16 protein-coding genes, 2 tRNA genes, 1 rRNA gene and 1 pseudogene are annotated in these 17,319 nt (G+C 51.1%); 12 read left to right on the top strand and 8 right to left on the bottom strand.

The annotated features are described in order from the left end of the window. The first annotated feature begins 77 nt into the window (after nt 1-77). The 3 genes from rrf to dkgB all read left to right on the top strand — a co-directional run bounded on the left by rrf (nt 78) and on the right by dkgB (nt 1,293). A 5S ribosomal RNA gene (gene rrf, locus IB196_RS17970) occupies nt 78-193 on the top strand. Nucleotides 194-248: 55 nt separating this feature from the next. Beyond that, nucleotides 249-325 (top strand) — tRNA-Asp (locus IB196_RS17965). 164 nt (nt 326-489) lie between these two features. Next, nucleotides 490-1,293 carry a 2,5-didehydrogluconate reductase DkgB gene (gene dkgB / locus IB196_RS17960; RefSeq protein WP_005133621.1) on the top strand — a complete coding sequence of 268 codons (804 nt, stop codon included), beginning with the start codon at nt 490-492 and terminating at the stop codon, nt 1,291-1,293. A gap of 20 nt (nt 1,294-1,313) precedes the next feature. Here the strand turns inward: dkgB and yafC are convergent, their stop codons facing one another. Continuing rightward, on the bottom strand, nt 1,314-2,228 hold the full coding sequence (yafC, locus tag IB196_RS17955) for a DNA-binding transcriptional regulator YafC (RefSeq protein ID WP_005133620.1): 915 nt from the start codon (nt 2,226-2,228) through the stop codon (nt 1,314-1,316). Nucleotides 2,229-2,332: 104 nt separating this feature from the next. Between yafC and IB196_RS17950 the strand changes: the two genes are divergently transcribed. From IB196_RS17950 to IB196_RS17940, 3 genes are all read left to right on the top strand, one after another. Beyond that, nucleotides 2,333-3,508: an MFS transporter gene (locus IB196_RS17950; protein ID WP_005133619.1), complete on the top strand. Its 1,176-nt coding sequence runs from the start codon at nt 2,333-2,335 to the stop codon at nt 3,506-3,508. Between the two features lie 131 nt (nt 3,509-3,639). Next, complete coding sequence (locus IB196_RS17945; RefSeq protein WP_005133618.1) at nt 3,640-4,440, top strand: endonuclease/exonuclease/phosphatase family protein; 801 nt, start codon at nt 3,640-3,642, stop codon at nt 4,438-4,440. Nucleotides 4,441-4,516: 76 nt separating this feature from the next. Next, on the top strand, nt 4,517-5,287 hold the full coding sequence (locus IB196_RS17940) for a class I SAM-dependent methyltransferase (RefSeq protein WP_188232271.1): 771 nt from the start codon (nt 4,517-4,519) through the stop codon (nt 5,285-5,287). Between the two features lie 49 nt (nt 5,288-5,336). On the opposite strand, the gene mltD is transcribed toward IB196_RS17940, so the two are convergent. Then, the gene (gene mltD / locus IB196_RS17935) at nt 5,337-6,695 is read right to left on the bottom strand and encodes a murein transglycosylase D (protein ID WP_040232876.1); all 1,359 of its coding nucleotides are present in this window, start codon (nt 6,693-6,695) and stop codon (nt 5,337-5,339) included. Nucleotides 6,696-6,766: 71 nt separating this feature from the next. After that, nucleotides 6,767-7,522 (bottom strand): hydroxyacylglutathione hydrolase, encoded by a 756-nt coding sequence (gene gloB, locus IB196_RS17930; protein ID WP_040232875.1) that lies wholly within the window; start codon nt 7,520-7,522, stop codon nt 6,767-6,769. 33 nt (nt 7,523-7,555) lie between these two features. On the opposite strand from gloB, the gene IB196_RS17925 reads away from it, so the two are divergent. Beyond that, nucleotides 7,556-8,278: a class I SAM-dependent methyltransferase gene (locus IB196_RS17925; RefSeq protein WP_182290980.1), complete on the top strand. Its 723-nt coding sequence runs from the start codon at nt 7,556-7,558 to the stop codon at nt 8,276-8,278. Here the strand turns inward: IB196_RS17925 and rnhA are convergent. Further along, nucleotides 8,275-8,853 (bottom strand): annotated as a pseudogene (gene rnhA / locus IB196_RS17920) (ribonuclease HI). The gene IB196_RS17925 and the pseudogene rnhA overlap by 4 nt on opposite strands. On the opposite strand from rnhA, the gene dnaQ reads away from it, so the two are divergent. After that, the gene (gene dnaQ / locus IB196_RS17915) at nt 8,798-9,535 is read left to right on the top strand and encodes a DNA polymerase III subunit epsilon (RefSeq protein WP_182290976.1); all 738 of its coding nucleotides are present in this window, start codon (nt 8,798-8,800) and stop codon (nt 9,533-9,535) included. The pseudogene rnhA and the gene dnaQ sit on opposite strands and share 56 nt — an antisense overlap. 134 nt (nt 9,536-9,669) lie before the next feature. Continuing rightward, nucleotides 9,670-9,746 (top strand) — tRNA-Asp (locus IB196_RS17910). A 99-nt stretch (nt 9,747-9,845) separates the two neighbouring features. Here the strand turns inward: IB196_RS17910 and IB196_RS17905 are convergent. From IB196_RS17905 to fadE, 3 genes are all read right to left on the bottom strand, one after another. Further along, nucleotides 9,846-10,256: a Spy/CpxP family protein refolding chaperone gene (locus IB196_RS17905; RefSeq protein ID WP_040232868.1), complete on the bottom strand. Its 411-nt coding sequence runs from the start codon at nt 10,254-10,256 to the stop codon at nt 9,846-9,848. Between the two features lie 180 nt (nt 10,257-10,436). Beyond that, on the bottom strand, nt 10,437-11,204 hold the full coding sequence (locus tag IB196_RS17900; RefSeq protein WP_040232866.1) for an amidohydrolase: 768 nt from the start codon (nt 11,202-11,204) through the stop codon (nt 10,437-10,439). A 110-nt stretch (nt 11,205-11,314) separates the two neighbouring features. Further along, nucleotides 11,315-13,759: an acyl-CoA dehydrogenase FadE gene (fadE, locus tag IB196_RS17895; protein ID WP_149691242.1), complete on the bottom strand. Its 2,445-nt coding sequence runs from the start codon at nt 13,757-13,759 to the stop codon at nt 11,315-11,317. 239 nt (nt 13,760-13,998) lie between these two features. Here fadE and lpcA point away from each other — a divergent pair, with 239 nt between their 5' ends. Next, nucleotides 13,999-14,580 carry a D-sedoheptulose 7-phosphate isomerase gene (gene lpcA / locus IB196_RS17890; protein ID WP_003031390.1) on the top strand — a complete coding sequence of 194 codons (582 nt, stop codon included), beginning with the start codon at nt 13,999-14,001 and terminating at the stop codon, nt 14,578-14,580. Nucleotides 14,581-14,691: 111 nt separating this feature from the next. Then, complete coding sequence (locus IB196_RS17885; protein WP_003031388.1) at nt 14,692-15,459, top strand: class II glutamine amidotransferase; 768 nt, start codon at nt 14,692-14,694, stop codon at nt 15,457-15,459. Here the strand turns inward: IB196_RS17885 and dpaA are convergent. Continuing rightward, nucleotides 15,430-16,170 (bottom strand): peptidoglycan meso-diaminopimelic acid protein amidase, encoded by a 741-nt coding sequence (dpaA, locus tag IB196_RS17880; RefSeq protein WP_003843847.1) that lies wholly within the window; start codon nt 16,168-16,170, stop codon nt 15,430-15,432. The genes IB196_RS17885 and dpaA overlap by 30 nt on opposite strands. 349 nt (nt 16,171-16,519) lie before the next feature. Here dpaA and IB196_RS17875 point away from each other — a divergent pair, with 349 nt between their 5' ends. Beyond that, nucleotides 16,520-17,281 (top strand): C40 family peptidase, encoded by a 762-nt coding sequence (locus IB196_RS17875; protein WP_052463773.1) that lies wholly within the window; start codon nt 16,520-16,522, stop codon nt 17,279-17,281. Nucleotides 17,282-17,319 lie beyond the last annotated feature (38 nt).

Genomic DNA, 17,319 nt, shown 5'->3' with positions numbered 1-17,319 from the left:
TTGGCGGAATTGAGACGATTTTCAGCCTGATTACAGATGACATCGACATGCCAGGGCGTGTTGATAAACAGAATTTGCCTGGTGGCTGTAGCGCGGTGGTCCCACCTGACCCCATGCCGAACTCAGAAGTGAAACGCCGTAGCGCCGATGGTAGTGTGGGGTCTCCCCATGCGAGAGTAGGGAACTGCCAGGCATCAAATTGCAGTAAACCGGGATGAAGAATCCGGGTAGTAACAAAGAAATTCGGTGGAGCGGTAGTTCAGTTGGTTAGAATACCTGCCTGTCACGCAGGGGGTCGCGGGTTCGAGTCCCGTCCGTTCCGCCACTTATTAAGAGCCCTGAGCATTTGCTCAGGGCTTTTTCTTTGCCTGTAACTCTATTATTGCTAAATTCGCAAAAATCCTCTGCATTTTTCGCTCTTTTTCTATAAAGAGCAGAAGGTCATAATCCCCTCAATTAACAAACATAGTGATTAAAAAGAGGAATTCTATGGCTATCCCTGCATTCGGTTTGGGCACTTTCCGCCTGAAAGACGACGTGGTTATCGCTTCTGTTAAAACAGCTCTTGAGCTGGGTTACCGCGCAGTTGACACTGCTCAAATCTATGATAATGAAGCGGCTGTTGGCCTGGCGATTGCCGAAAGCGGCGTACCGCGTAATGAGTTGTACATCACCACCAAGATCTGGATTGAAAATCTTGGCAAAGACAAGCTGATCCCAAGCCTGAAAGATAGCCTGAAAAAACTGCGCACAGATTATGTTGATCTGACGCTGATCCACTGGCCATCACCAAATGATGCCGTCTCTGTTGAAGAGTTTATGCATGCATTGCTCGAAGCTAAAGAGCAAGGGCTGACTCGTGAAATTGGTATCTCTAATTTCACTATCCCATTGATGGAAAAAGCTATTGCTGCTGTGGGGGCAGAGAATATTGCGACTAACCAGATTGAGTTATCTCCGTATCTGCAAAGCCGTAAGGTTGTTGACTGGGCGAAAGAGCACGATATCCACATCACCTCATACATGACGCTGGCTTACGGTAAGGCGCTGAAAGATGAAGTGATTGCTCGCATTGCGACTAAACATAACGCGACGCCGGCCCAGGTGATTCTGGCATGGGCGATGGGGGAAGGTTACTCTGTGATCCCTTCTTCTACCAAACGTGAAAACCTGGCAAGCAACCTGCTGGCACTGGAACTGCACCTTGATGCGGAAGATAAAGCGGCAATCGCTGCTCTGGATTGCAACGACCGCCTGGTTAGCCCGGAAGGTCTGGCGCCTGAGTGGGATTAATCACCTGACCCTCTGTGCCTTTAACCCTCTTTTACAGCTCCTTCGGGAGCTGTTCTTATATATTCGCTTAAAAAATCGATGAATGCCCGAATACGGGTACTGACGGCACGATCGCTATAATACACCGCGCTGAAAGGCATCTCGACTGGCAGCCGTTTATCCGCCATCAATTCGACCAGCTTACCCTGAGCGATCTCCTTATCAATCATATAATCTGAAAGACAAGCAATACCGTTGCCGTTCAGGCAAAGCTGCTTCAGCGTTTCGCCACTGTTCGAAGACAGGCCGCACTCAACCTCATGTAATTGTCCGTCACTACAGGCAATGGGCCATGTATTGAGCGAAATGGGTTCAGAAAACCCCAGACACAGGTGCCGCTTTAACTCTTCAACAATCTCTGGCTTACCGAAGCGGGCAATATAGTCCGGTGAAGCAATAATCTTGCGGTAGCTGGTAAAGAGTGGACGTGCGCGCAGACTTGAGTCAGTCAAAGCACCGGCACGTATCGCAACATCCACTTTTCGTTCAATAAGATTGATAAATGTCTCTGAGGAAACCAGCGACAACGTCATCTCGGGATAGCGTTCACGGAAAGGTTTGATCAATGGCATCAGGAAATGCAACATCACCGGTGTTGCGGCATCGATACGCAGCAAACCGCGCGGCGTATTACGTGACTCCATGATTTCTGTTTCCGCTGCAGCCATATCCTGCAGTATCTGTTGTACACGCCTGAAGTAGCGTTCACCTTCTTCTGTCAGACTGAGCTGCCGGGTCGTGCGATTAAGCAGACTCACGCCCAGTTTCATCTCCAGCTTTTTTACTGCCCGACTGACTGCGGAATTGGCCTGTCCAAGCTGCTCTGCGGCCCGGCTAAAGCTACCGCTTTCCACGACCGCGACAAAAATTGCCAGTTCTTCGGAGGTTGCTTTCATTTTTGCACCTGAAGCAAAATTATATTGAGATTTTGAATATTTTTGTTATTAAAACATCCCGGCATACTGCCTGTCATCCGATTACTGATGATATGGAGCTATTTATGCCTCTCGCTTTATTTGCACTAACAATAAGTGCCTTCGCTATTGGCACGACTGAATTTGTGATTGTCGGCCTGGTGCCGACCATTGCTGAACAGCTGGCGATCTCTTTACCTTCTGCCGGGATGCTGGTTTCAATCTATGCGTTGGGTGTGGCGATTGGCGCACCGGTACTGACCGCTCTGACCGGACGCCTGCCACGTAAGCAACTATTGGTTGCGCTGATGGTGCTGTTTACGGCCGGTAACTTGCTGGCATGGCAGGCACCTGGTTATACGACATTAATTGTCGCCCGCCTGCTGACAGGCCTGGCACACGGTGTCTTCTTCTCAATTGGTTCTACGATTGCGACGAGCCTGGTGCCAAAAGAGAAAGCCGCTTCTGCCATCGCCATCATGTTTGGTGGTTTAACGGTTGCACTGGTAACAGGGGTGCCTCTGGGGACGTTTATCGGTCAGCACTTTGGCTGGCGCGAGACTTTCCTTGCTGTATCTCTGTTGGGTGTGATTGCGCTGATTAGTAGCCAACTGCTGATCCCGGCCAACATTCCCGGTCGAGCGGCCGCCAGCATTCGCGACCAGGTGAAAGTGCTGACTCATCCTCGTCTGTTGCTGATTTACGCGGTTACGGCATTGGGTTACGGCGGCGTGTTCACGGCATTTACCTTCCTGGCGCCGATGATGCAGGATCTGGCTGGCTTCTCGCCGGCAGCGGTAAGCTGGATCTTACTGGGCTATGGCGTATCGGTCGCTATCGGCAATATCTGGGGAGGTAAGCTGGCGGATAAATATGGTGCTGTCCCGGCGCTGAAATTTATCTTCGCGGCGCTGTTTGTCCTGCTGATGGTCTTTCAACTGACGGCCTCCACGCAATACGCTGCGTTAGTGACGATTCTGGTGATGGGGATCTTCGCCTTCGGCAACGTACCGGGGTTGCAGGTCTACGTGGTACAGAAAGCGGAACAATTTACCCCCAATGCGGTGGATGTGGCATCAGGTCTGAATATTGCTGCGTTTAATATTGGCATTGCGCTTGGTTCTGTAATTGGCGGACAAACGGTAGAGCATTATGGTTTAGCACAGACTCCGTGGATTGGCGCGCTGATTGTTCTGGTCGCTTTTTTACTGATGGGTATCAGCGGCCGCCTGGATAAGCCGGCGCAGGTAGTATTGGGATAAATCATTGATGTAAGTACCCACTTACAAAACAAACTGCAATTGTTCGTTGAAAGTGAGTGCTAAAGTCCCTATAACAGAAGAACCAGTCCGGCTGCGGGCTGGTTGACGTTATAGAGGTTTGAAAGTCTAAAGTGCGAAAAAACACCTATGCCATGCGCTATGTTGCCGGACAGCCCGTTGAGCGGATTTTACCGCCTGGGTCATTTGCGCATATCGGCCAGGCATTACCTGCAGGCGTGCCGTTAAGCAGTGAAGATCGCATTCGCGTGCTGGTATGGAATATTTTTAAACAGCAGCGAGCAGAATGGCAGTCGGTGCTGAAGAATTTTGGCAAAGACGCGCATCTGGTGTTATTGCAGGAAGCACAAACCACGCCTGAACTGGTGCAGTTTGCGACCGCTAACTATCTTGCCGCCGATCAGGTTCCCGCTTTTGTGCTGCCTCAGCATCCCTCTGGCGTCATGACGCTTTCTGCTGCGCATCCGGTCTACTGCTGTCCATTGCGCGAGCGTGAGCCGATTTTACGCCTGGCGAAATCGGCGCTGGTGACGGTGTACCCGTTGCCTGACACTCGGCTATTAATGGTGGTGAATATCCACGCGGTTAACTTTAGCCTTGGCGTTGATGTCTATAGTAAGCAGTTACTTCCTATCGGGGATCAAATCGCCCATCACAGCGGCCCGGTGATTATGGCTGGTGATTTCAATGCCTGGAGTCGTCGACGGATGAATGCGCTGTACCGCTTTGCGCGTGAAATGTCGCTGCGCCAGGTGCGCTTTACCGACGATCAACGCCGCCGCGCGTTTGGTCGTCCTCTCGATTTTGTGTTCTATCGTGGTCTGAACGTGAGTGAGGCCTCTGTGCTGGTCACTCGCGCCTCCGATCACAATCCACTACTCGTTGAATTCAGTCCCGGCAAGCCTGAGCAATAACGGTGTGTCAGGTCTGCCGTAGGGCAGGCCTGTGATGGTTGCCCTTCATATTTCACAACAACCGAAGGACAACACAATGACAACACGCTCCCACCATGACAACGTCGAAAAGCAGTTTGGCTCTCAGGCTAATGCCTATTTAACCAGCACCGTACATGCTACGGGTCGTGATTTACAACGACTGGCGGAAAGGCTGTCTGCTTTTCCACAGGCACGGGTATTGGATATGGGATGTGGAGCGGGGCACGCCAGCTTTGTGGCTGCGCAACACGTCAAGCAGGTGGTGGCCTATGATTTATCGTCACAGATGCTTGAAGTGGTCTCTAAAGCGGCAAAAGACAGAGGTCTGGAAAATATCGCCACACGGCAGGGTTATGCTGAGAGCCTGCCATTTGAAGATGACGTCTTTGATGTGGTGATTAGCCGCTATTCTGCGCACCACTGGCATGATGTCGGCCGTGCGCTGCGGGAAGTGAACCGCGTTCTGAAGCCCGGCGGCGTGCTGATTGTGATGGATGTGATGTCGCCAGGGCATCCGGTCCGTGATATCTGGTTGCAAACTGTCGAGGCATTACGTGATACCTCGCACGTTCGCAACTATTCCAGCGGAGAGTGGTTGTCGTTAATCAATGATGCCAATCTGATTGTCGATGCTTTATTAACCGATCGCCTGCCGCTGGAGTTCAGTTCGTGGGTGGCGAGGATGCGCACGCCTGCAGTGTTGAGCGACGCGATTCGTGTTTACCAACAAAGTGCTTCTGTTGAAGTGAAAACCTACTTTGCGTTGCAGGAAGATGGCTCGTTTACCAGCGACACGATCATGGTTGAGGCGCATAAAGCGGGATAAATAAAAAAGGCACTGGGGGGAAACCAGTGCCTTCATTTCTACAATGCTATCAGGAGTCCGGCATGCCGTTGTTTTTCACAAACAACGTTAGCTGATCGCCTGGCTGCAGATTGTCCGTATCGTTGTTCCAGCGCATCACATCCTTGATGTTAACCCCGTGACGCTTGGCAATGCTCGACAGAGAGTCACCTTTACGCACACGATAGGTGATGCTATCGCTGTTGTTAGCCAGTCGCTGTGCACTGGTGCCAGCACCCACCGTCAGGCTTTGGCCCACTTTCAGGGATGATCCACGCAGATTATTCCACTGCTGCAGATCCTTCGTGCTCACGCCAAGACGTGCAGCGACGCCAGAAAGCGTATCGCCAGAGCGAACTTTGTAGCTACGGCTGTTCAGCGGCGTATTATCCGCAACCAGCGTTGACTGTACGGCTGCAATTTCGCCTGAAGCCAGAGACTCACGCAGCTTCTCTGCATGCTTCTTTGGCACCATCACATATTGCGGGCCGCTGGCACCCAACGTGGAGCCTTTCACGCCTGCATTGAAGGTCTTCAGCTTGCTGACGGAAATACCCGCCATATCGGCAACCTGAGCCATTTCAACGGGACTGCTCAAGCGAACACGTGCCAACGCACGGCTTTCGTCTGTGGTTGGCAGACGCACGCCATAGCGTTTGCTGTTTTTGAGTATATCGCTCAATGCCAGCATTTTAGGCACATATAGCTTTGTTTCCTGAGGCAATGGTAACGACCAGAAGTCAGTGGGTTTACCACGGGCTTTGTTCGTTTTAATCGCCTTCATGACACGACCTTCACCGCTATTATAAGCAGCTACGGTCAGCAGCCAGTCGCCATCAAACATCTTGTTCAGACGCTGCATCATGTCCAGTGCGGCGGTGGTGGAAGCCACAACGTCGCGACGTGCATCATAATTGCGGGTCTGTTTTAAACCATAATTGCGCCCCGTGCTCGGAATGATCTGCCAAATACCTGCGGCATTGGCGCCAGACGTTGCGTGAGGATCAAAAGCGCTCTCCACTATGGGTAGTAGTACCAGTTCCATTGGCATGTTACGTTTCTTAACCTGCCCGGCTATCCAGTACATATACGGCTCTGCCCGTAAAGTTACATCGTGGAGATAGCTCTTATTACGTAAATACTTCTGTTTCTGTTCGCGAATCCGGTTGTTTTCCGGAATTCCCATCTTTAGCTCGTCACCAATGAAAGCCCACAAATCTTGATCAGCTGCGATAGATGTTCCATCGTCCATCCATCGCGCCTGACTTGTAAACTTTCCTGCTTCCCCTTGACCAGCTGCAGAAAGGCTCTGTGCGTGTTGTTGGACGTTACCAGTATTCTGGCACCCAACAAGCAGGACAGAGGCGAGTAATATCGCTTTTGCCTTCATGTGTGTGTCAATAGTTGCTTAAAAGACGACCGATCATAACGGCGAAGTTTTCAAAAGGCAACCCGGAATTGTCAGAACGTATCTTTCTTTGACCTTAACCAGGCAAAACGCTCTTCAGGTTGTTGCAATATTGTTTCTTTGTTTATTTCATTAATTAAATCAATATCTTCCGTTCTTAAAAAAAGATTATTTCGTCGTTCATTTTTCAGAATTACGGGTAGTGTTATTTGTTTTTTTGCCCGTAACTCATTAACTTTACGATAATATTCATTAATAAACGAATCGTGCGGCAGAATGCTTAAGGCAAACTTCATGTTTGCTAATGTGTACTCATGGGCGCAGCAGATCAATGTATCATCAGGAAGCGCACTTAATTTATTAAGTGATTGATACATCTGTGAAGCTGTACCTTCAAATAGTCTGCCACAGCCGCCTGAAAAGAGCGTATCGCCACAAAATAGATAAGGTTGGCTAAAGTAACAGAGATGTCCTAAAGTGTGACCCGGCGTAGCAATTACCTTAAATTCATGCCCTAAAACGAGTGCAATATCGCCATCTTTGACTATATGGGTCGTTCCCTTATCTTGCGTTTCAGCCGGTCCGTAAACCACTAATTGTGGGAAATGTTGCAAAAGTTCTTTCACACCGCCTACGTGATCCTGATGGTGATGAGTCAGGAGAATGGCCTCCGGCACCCAGTGATGTTCTGCAATGGCTTTCAAAACGGGAGCGGCTTCGCCCGGGTCCACAATCAGACAATGTTTGTCATTATTCGACAGGACCCAGATGTAATTGTCCTGAAATGCGGGAATACTGTTAAGATTCATAAATTACCTCTCAATGCGTAGCGGAAGGTTGTGATGAAACCGGCAAGGCTCCCTCAAACTGTCATAGCACCCGTTAGCTGGGATGATTTACCCTGGGGCGAATACTATCGTGAGGCGCTGGAACATCAGCTTAATCCGTGGTTCGCAAAAATGTACGGTTTTCATCTGCTTAAGATTGGTAATTTAAGCGCAGAAATCGATTCTGAAGCGTGCGCGGTTTCTCATCAGGTAAATGTTTCTTTGCAAGGTTCGCCCATGCAGGTCACAGCCGATCCTTTACACCTTCCTTTTGCCGATAAATCCGTGGATGTTTGCCTGTTAGCGCATACACTACCGTGGTGCGCCGATCCGCATCGCTTATTGCGTGAAGCCGACCGGGTACTGATTGATGATGGCTGGTTAATACTGAGCGGGTTTAACCCGGTTAGCCTGATGGGGTTGCGTAAACTGGTGCCCGTGTTGCGTAAAGCCTCGCCCTACAACAGCCGGATGTTTACGCTCATGCGGCAATTGGACTGGCTTTCATTGCTGAATTTTGAAGTGCTGCATTACAGTCGTTTTCACGTCCTGCCCTGGAATAAGAAGGGCGGAAAAATGTTAAGCGCCCATATCCCTGCGCTGGGATGTTTGCAGCTGGTGGTTGCGCGTAAGCGAACCATTCCGCTTACGCTCAACCCGATGAAACAAAATAAAAGTAAGGCACGCATCCGCCAGGCTGTTGGGGCCACCCGACAATACCGCAAGCCAGACGCTTAAGACTCTGCCTGATACCCAACATCATCCTGGGTGGGACTCATTGCCGCAGCACGAGCAAGCTCATCGCAGCGTTCGTTTTCCGGATGGCCCGCATGCCCTTTCACCCATTCCCATTTGATTTGGTGCGGTCCCAGCGCGGCATCCAGACGTTTCCACAGATCGACGTTCTTCACCGGCTTTTTATCTGCGGTTTTCCAGCCGCGTTTTTTCCAGTTGTGGATCCACTGTGTAATGCCCTGGCGCACGTACTGGCTGTCGGTGCTGAGTACCACTTCACATGGCTCTTTAAGTGCTTCCAGCGCGACGATTGCCGCCATCAGCTCCATACGGTTATTGGTGGTGAGGTTGTATCCTTCGGCAAAGGTTTTTTCGCGCCCGCGATAGCGTAAAATAGCCCCATAACCGCCAGGACCTGGGTTTCCCAGGCAAGAACCATCGGTGAAAATTTCTACCTGTTTAAGCATCTCTGGTAGACTTCCTGTTTTAGCAAATCGAAATCAAACGATAAGTCTGACATAAATGACCGCTACGAGCACTGGAATTACACGACAGATAGTCCTTGATACCGAAACCACCGGTATGAACCAGATTGGTGCCCACTACGAAGGCCATAAGATTATTGAGATCGGTGCGGTTGAAGTGGTAAACCGCCGTTTGACCGGAAATAACTTCCACGTCTACCTGAAGCCGGATCGGCTGGTGGACCCGGAAGCATTTGGCGTACACGGAATTGCCGATGAATTCCTGCTGGATAAACCCACGTTCGCCGATGTCGCCGATGAGTTTCTCGACTATATCCGTGGTGCGGAGCTGGTCATCCATAACGCATCGTTTGATATCGGCTTTATGGATTATGAGTTCGCTAAGCTCCACCGCGATATCCCGAAAACCAACACCTTTTGTAAAGTGACCGATAGTCTGGCGCTGGCAAGGAAAATGTTTCCTGGCAAGCGTAACAGTCTTGATGCGCTATGTTCGCGTTATGAGATAGACAACAGCAAGCGTACCTTGCACGGCGCATTGCTCGATGCCCAGATTCTGGCCGACGTTTATCTGATGATGACCGGTGGGCAGACCACCATGGCGTTCTCTATGGAAGGTGATAGCCAGCAGCAGAATGATACGGGGATCCAGCGCATTGTGCGTCAGTCCAGTAAATTACGCGTTGTTTTCGCTACTGATGAAGAGCTGGCAGCCCATGAGTCGCGCCTTGACCTGGTACAGAAGAAGGGCGGAAGTTGCCTCTGGCGGGCCTAGTTCTGGTATTTACAGTACAGAAATGGTCATTCGGGTGATTTTTGCAGCAAACGATTAAAAAACGTGAGAAAAAGCGTTGACGAGGCGCGAGGCAATCCGTAATATTCGCTTCGTTCCCAAGCGGAACACAACGCGGAGTGGTAGTTCAGTTGGTTAGAATACCTGCCTGTCACGCAGGGGGTCGCGGGTTCGAGTCCCGTCCATTCCGCCACTATTCAGAAAGCCTGAATCAGAAATGATTCAGGCTTTCGTCGTTTTTACTGCCCAAAAAATAAAAGCCTGCAACCATATGTTATTGCAGGCCTTGCTGTTACTCGCTCAGCGTCTGTGCGATATCTTTTTGCACCTGCTGGCGTTGTTCTGGGGTCAGCACTTTGTTCAGGTCAAAATAGTATTTCACGCGGTAATAACGCGCCTGCTGTTCGATGTTGCTGAACGCCGAAAGCTGTTTTTTGACGGCTGATTCATCCCATTTCCCGGACTTAATGACGTCAATCAACGCGCCGTCTTTAACATCCTTCACCGAAATCTGCCCGACATTGGTTTCAAGCTGCTGGTGTAGTTTTTTAATCTGCGCAACCTGGTCAGTGCTCAGCTTAAGATGTTGTACTATCGGATCCTGGGCAGGAGCCGGAACATTAGATGTGGTTGCTGCAAGCGTGCTAAAAGAAGCGCCAGCCACGGTAACTGCCAGCAAAGTCATGCGTACGAAGTTTTTCATTATTGAAATCCTGATAAGGGAATTATCGACATTGTCTGCCACTCGCGGGTTACGAGTGATTATCCCTTGCAGGATACGTTGCCCGATGCATGTCGCCACGCGAATTTGTTTTGCGGTTGGTTACGGAGTGAAACAATCCCGCCGTGGATACATGGTCCGTAGCGGGAGGGTAGGTGATAGTTATAGCGTGAACGGGTCGGCATCCTGCCAGGCAGGAAATTTCTCGCGATACTCGCGCAGCGCCGAGAGTGACAGTTCTGCGTCAATGCGTGTGGCCTGATGCGGCTCGGCGGTGGCAATAATCTCACCCTGCGGATTAATCACCCGGCTGTCACCGCGATAATGATGTCCGTTACCATCGGTTCCCACACGGTTACATCCTGCTACATACGCCTGATTTTCAATTGCCCGTGCGGTGAGCAGAATCTGCCAGTGCAGCGAGCGCGGCGCTGGCCAGTTGGCAACATACAAGGCGAGGTCGTAGTCGTTACGGTTACGTGACCACACCGGAAAACGCAGGTCATAACAGACCAATGGCAGAATGCGCCAGCCGCGCCATTCAAATATCACCCGCGCGTCACCGGCCTGATAATGCTGATGCTCATCCGCCATACGGAACAGATGGCGTTTGTCATAGAGATGCACGGTACCTTCGGGTTCAACCAGCAAAAAACGATTCACCGGCCCCCGTTCAGACTGTATCGCCGCGCTACCTGCTATCAGGGCATTCGTCTGCCGCGCTTTGCTACGCATCCAGCTTACAATCTCCTCTTGCGGCAACGATTTGTTTGCCGCTTCCATCGCAAATCCGCTGGTAAACATCTCGGGCAACACAATGACATCACGCCCGTTGACGGTTTCCAGTTGGCGGTCAAAATGGCGCAGGTTAGCCGGGCCATCCATCCAGCTCAGCGGTTGTTGCAGCAGCGTAATTTTCAAACCAGGCACGATCGAGGCTCCTCGTTTAACAACATTTTGACACTGTAGCATGAGCTTTAACGAAAATGTGGCAATAAAAAGCCCCGCATTAAGCGGGGCTAAACGTTGTGCGTGTGTCGTTATGCGGCTTCGACTTTACGCACCTTCTCTGGCAGCTTTACCGGCTGAGTCGCCAGCTCCTCGGGTTCAAAGTCATCCACGTTGATGCTGCGCAGACGACTCGCCTCGGCTTTCACCAGAATTGCGGCTTCGTCTTTATCAATCAGCCCTTTAGCCAACGCATTGTGCGCCAGTTCATCCAGACGGGTAAACGGTAGATTTTTACCTAACTCTTTGCAGATCCGCTGGTGGATAGGGTCGGCTGCAATCACATCCAGCAGAGCCTCTTCCAGCAAACCAACCGGGTTATGCTCGCTCGGCGTCAGGTATTGACCGCGACCAAGGCGAGAACGGGTGGCGCTCGGAACCTGTAAAATCTTCGCAACCTTATGATCCAATTTGTCAGACGGTGCATGGTAGTGGCGACCGGTAGGGAAGATAACCACATTCAGCAAGCCCGCGACCAGACGGTTCGGGAAGTTTTTCAGCAGGTCGTCCATCGCCTGTTCTGCTTTGTACAACGCATCCTGAACGCCCCAGTGAACCAACGGCAGGTCTGCTTCATTACGGCCTTCATCGTCATAACGCTTCAGCACCGCAGAGGCCAGATACAGCTGACTTAACACATCGCCCAGACGCGCGGAGATACGTTCACGGCGCTTCAGGCTACCGCCCAGCACGGCCATGGACACATCTGAAAGCAGGGCCAGGTTGGCGCTCAAACGGTTCAGGTGCTGGTAGTAACGTTTGGTCGCATCGCCGGTTGGTGTGCTGCTGGTTAAGCCACGCGTCAGGCCAAGCCAGAAGCTGCGCACCTTGTTACTGCCGACGTGACCGATGTGTTTGAACAGCAGCTTGTCGAACGCATTCACATCGTTACTCTGTGCCGCAGCCATCTCTTCCAGAACATACGGATGGCAGCGAATCGCACCCTGACCGAAGATCATCATGCTACGGGTCAGAATGTTGGCACCTTCAACGGTAATAGCGATTGGCGCACCTTGATAAGCACGGGCAAGGAAGTTGCTTTCGCCAAGCATAATGCCTTTACCGCCAGTGATATCCATTGCATCGATGATTGACTGTTGCCCACGGTGGGTACAGTGGTACTTCACGATGGCCGACAACACTGCTGGTTTTTCACCCAGCATAATACCGTAGGTAATCAGCGACGCCGCAGCGTCCATCACGTAGGCGTTACCCGCAATACGTGCCAGCGGCTCTTCAATACCTTCCATCTTACCGATAGAGATTTTGAACTGGCGACGAATGTGCGCATACGCGCCGGTAGCCATCGCGACCGATTTCACACCGCCCGTCGAGTTAGACGGCAGGGTAATACCGCGTCCCACGGACAGACATTCCACCAGCATACGCCAGCCCTGACCGGCCATTTTGGGGCCACCGATGATGTAATCAATCGGTACGAAGACATCTTTACCCAGCGTTGGACCGTTCTGGAACGGTACGTTCAGCGGGAAGTGACGACGTCCAATTTGTACGCCCGGCGTTGAGGTTGGGATCAGCGCACAGGTAATGCCAAGATCTTCTTCGCCACCCAGCAGTTTTTCCGGGTCGGAGAGTTTAAATGCCAGACCCAGTACAGTAGCGATAGGAGCCAGCGTGATATAGCGTTTGTTCCAGGTCAGGCGCATACCCAGCACCTGCTGCCCCTGCCAGTCGCCCATACAAACCACGCCGGTATCAGGGATCGCGCCCGCGTCGGAACCCGCTTCCGGGCTGGTCAGGGCAAAGCATGGGATCTCCTGACCACGTGCCAGACGTGGCAGGTAATGATTCTTCTGCTCTTCGGTGCCGTAATGCTGCAACAGTTCGCCAGGACCTAATGAGTTAGGTACGCCAACGGTGATCGCCAGGATCCCGGAAACGCCGGAGAGTTTCTGCAGAACGCGAGCCTGAGCATAGGCGGAGAATTCCAGCCCGCCGTACTCTTTCTTAATGATCATCGCGAAGAAGCGGTGTTCTTTCAGATATTCCCACAGCTCCGGCGGGAGATCCGCGAGTTCGTGGGTTATCTGGAAGTCGTTCGCCATGCGGCAGGCTTCTTCCACCGGGCCATCAATAAAGGCTTGTTCTTCAGCAGTCAGATGCGGCTGAGGATAGTTATGCAGTTTTTTCCAGTCTGGCTTGCCCTGGAACAGGTCGCCTTCCCACCAGGTTGTACCGGCATCAATCGCTTCTTTCTCGGTGCGCGACATCGGCGGCATGACCTTACGGAAACCGCGGAATACCGGCGCAGAGATCATGGATTTGCGCATCGGCGTAAAGTTAAACGGTACGAGGATAATGGCCAGAGGAACCAGCAGCCAGACTGACCATAGGCCAGCCACGCCAAGCGCAGCCGTCCAGGCGAGCAAAATTAAGCTGCTGAGGAATAAGCTCACGCGGTGATAAAACAGAACGCTGAGCAGAACAACCGTAGCGATAATACTCAAAATCATCATAACGAAAAGCTCCCTTGCTTGTAGGAGGTCTGACCACTTGTGATGATATGGTTGTAGTGGATGTGAATTCTTTTAGCAATATGTTTACAAAATAATTACAACAAAGTTCACATTGTTGCCGTTTTAACCGGCACAAAAAATCAAAAGCGACAGCCATTCCTGTGGCTTGTACTTCTCGCTGGTAGCGCTATCCGGTACACTGCATCTTGTCATTTACATTCATGCTGAAGGATATCCTCATGTACCAGGATCTTATTCGTAACGAACTGAGCGAAGCGGCGGAAACGCTGGCTAATTTTCTTAAAGATGACGCCAATATTCACGCCATTCAGCGCGCGGCGGTCCTGTTGGCAGACAGCTTTAAAGCCGGCGGTAAGGTACTTTCTTGCGGTAACGGCGGTTCTCATTGCGACGCGATGCACTTCGCCGAAGAGCTGACCGGACGCTATCGCGAAAACCGCCCTGGCTACCCGGCGATCGCTATCTCTGACGTCAGCCATATCTCCTGCGTCAGCAACGATTTCGGTTACGATTATGTGTTCTCCCGTTATGTGGAAGCTGTGGGTCGTGAGGGCGATGTCCTGTTAGGCATCTCCACTTCGGGTAACTCCGGTAACGTGATTAAAGCGATTGCTGCGGCGCGTGAGAAGGGAATGAAAGTCATCACCCTGACCGGCAAAGATGGCGGTAAAATGGCAGGCAGCGCGGATATCGAAATTCGCGTGCCGCACTTTGGCTACGCTGACCGTATTCAGGAAATTCATATCAAAGTTATCCATATCCTGATCCAGTTGATCGAAAAAGAGATGGTTAAACCATAAGAAGACGATTGCCGGATGGTGGCTGAAGCCTTATCCGGCCTACATGAGCGCCACGTAGGCCTGATAAGCGCAGCGCCATCAGGCAGTTCACGGTTTTAAGGTAGGTGATGTATGTGCGAACTGCTCGGGATGAGCGCCAATGTGCCAACCGATATCTGCTTTAGCTTCACCGGGCTGGTTCAGCGCGGCGGAGGCACTGGTCCACACAAAGACGGCTGGGGTATTACGTTTTATGAAGGTAAGGGCTGCCGTACGTTTAAAGATCCGCAACCCAGCTTTAATTCGCCTATCGCTAAACTGGTACAAGACTATCCCATTAAATCCTGTTCTGTGATTGCCCATATTCGTCAGGCGAATCGCGGTGAAGTGGCACTGGAAAATACCCATCCATTTACGCGTGAGCTGTGGGGACGTAACTGGACGTACGCCCATAACGGCCAGCTCAGCGGCTATAAATCGCTGGAAACCGGTAATTTTCGTCCGGTCGGGGAAACCGACAGTGAAAAAGCGTTTTGCTGGCTGCTGCATAAGCTGACCGAGCGTTATCCACGCACGCCTGGCAATATGACGGCAGTATTTAAATATATCGCGATGCTGGCAGGAGAACTGCGGGAGAAGGGCGTCTTCAACATGCTGCTGTCTGACGGGCGTTATGTGATGGCCTTCTGTTCGACCAACCTGTTTTGGATCACGCGGCGTGCGCCATTTGGCGTAGCGACGTTGCTGGATCAGGATGTGGAAATCGATTTTAGCTCAGAGACCACACCCAATGATGTGGTCACCGTGATTGCCACGCAGCCGTTAACCGGCAATGAAACCTGGCAAAAGATTATGCCAGGCGAGTGGGCATTATTTTGTCTCGGGGAGCGCGTAGTTTGATGCCAGCTGCGGCTGAACCACTTCGTGACTCAACGGTTTGCTGATAACGTAACGGCCATCGACGACGGAAACAGTCGGTGGCTTACGCGTTTGTTCGAAGTAATCGTATCCCGGTTTTAGCTGTGACCAGAACTCTTTGTAATACGAGAATTTATGACGCTGCATGTTGGCGTCGGTCATACGGAACGGATAAATGCTGACCTGCACACTGGACTGCCCGAACACCAGCGCGCCGGTGACAAACTGGAAAATCTCATCAATGCCGTTATCGGTCATCGCGTAGCAGCCGACGGAAACGCAGGCACCGTGAATCATCAGGTATTTACCTTCATAACCGTGTGCGCGGTCGTAGGCGTTAGGGAAACCAATGTTAATCGCTTTGTAAAAGCGGCTATCTGGTTTCAGCTGTCCGCGTTGTACGCTGTAAAATCCTTCCGGACTTTTGAAATCACCCTGACGCTGTTTCGGGCCTAAGCCGCCGGAATAATTGCAGATCTTATAGCTGTCGAGCAATTGATACTGTTCGCCCATCTTAACGTACAGATCCAACGTTCGCTCTTCTTTGAAGATCTGGATATAGACAGGGGAGCCCATTAATTGCTGCTTATATTCTTTGCTGACAGGCGTGGTCGGGCTGCTGCTGCTCAGCAAACCGGCAAATGAAACGCACGGCAATAAAAGCATCGCAAGAAAAAATGCGATTTTACGCATACTGCTTATTCCTTGATAAAACGATTACACACGCCAGGACGGCAAAAAGAGTCCCCAAATCGGATAAATCTGGATCTGGAGCGCTCACATTATCACCCAGAAAGTTTTTCGCAAGTCTCTCGTGCTGCGTTTACACTTTAGATTTTCTTTATACGGAAAATTGTGGTTAAAGTCTGTCAGACTCCGGCGTATTTTGCGGGTGAGCGTATTTCATTTAGTCTTATGAGTGCAGAATTCCTAATGTATTGAATTTAAAAAATTAATAATTTAATAATCGAATATTAAAATGGAATACCCGGCAATAGCGATAGACTGCGGCGAACGTGTTTGATTAGGTATTTTTGTTTTCATGTCTTTTGTCTCTGCACCCCGACGCTTTTTTCCGGGTCTGCTGTCTTTGTGTGTTGTGTTGTCATCACCGTCTGTCGCCAAAGTTCAGCCCCTCTTATCTGACGCCCATTTAAGCTATGCGGCGCAAATGCGCATGCGTAATCGTGCCCGGCTGCTGAAGCAATACCACGCGCAGGTAAAAAAGCAGGCAAGTTATGTGGTGGTAGGTAATGCGCAAAGTAAAAGCGCGCTGCGCCAGCAGAACAGGACGCTGATTAAACAGCACCCGGAGTGGTTCCCTGGGCCGCTGAAAGCGAGCAACCATCGCTGGCAGGAGCTGGCTGAGAATGACCATTTTCTCAGCAGCGACCATCTACACAACATGACCGAAGTGGCAATCCACCGTCTTGAGCAGCAGTTAGGTAAACCTTATTTGTGGGGCGGGACCCGTCCGGATCAAGGCTTTGACTGCAGCGGGCTGATTTTTTATGCCTACAACAAAATTCTGGCGGCAAAATTGCCGCGTACGGCGAATGAAATGTATCACTACCGGCGGGCGACGATTGTCGCCAATCGTGACCTTCGTCGTGGTGATTTATTGTTCTTTCATATTCACAGCCGGGATATTGCCGATCATATGGGCGTCTACCTGGGACAGGGTCAATTTATTGAATCACCGCGTACGGGAGAAACGATTCGGGTGAGTAATTTATCCGATGACTTCTGGCAGGATCATTATCTCGGCGCCCGTCGTATTCTGACGGAAAATACCATTCTGTAATCAACAAGGCGGCGCGCATGGCACCGCCTTGCCACGGG

It is taken from the genome of Citrobacter sp. C6_1 (assembly GCF_014596835.2).
In the GTDB taxonomy this organism is placed as follows: Bacteria; Pseudomonadota; Gammaproteobacteria; order Enterobacterales; family Enterobacteriaceae; genus Citrobacter; species Citrobacter pasteurii.
The sequence above is the reverse complement of the archived record's forward strand: the minus strand, read 5'-3'. Positions and strand labels throughout refer to the sequence as shown.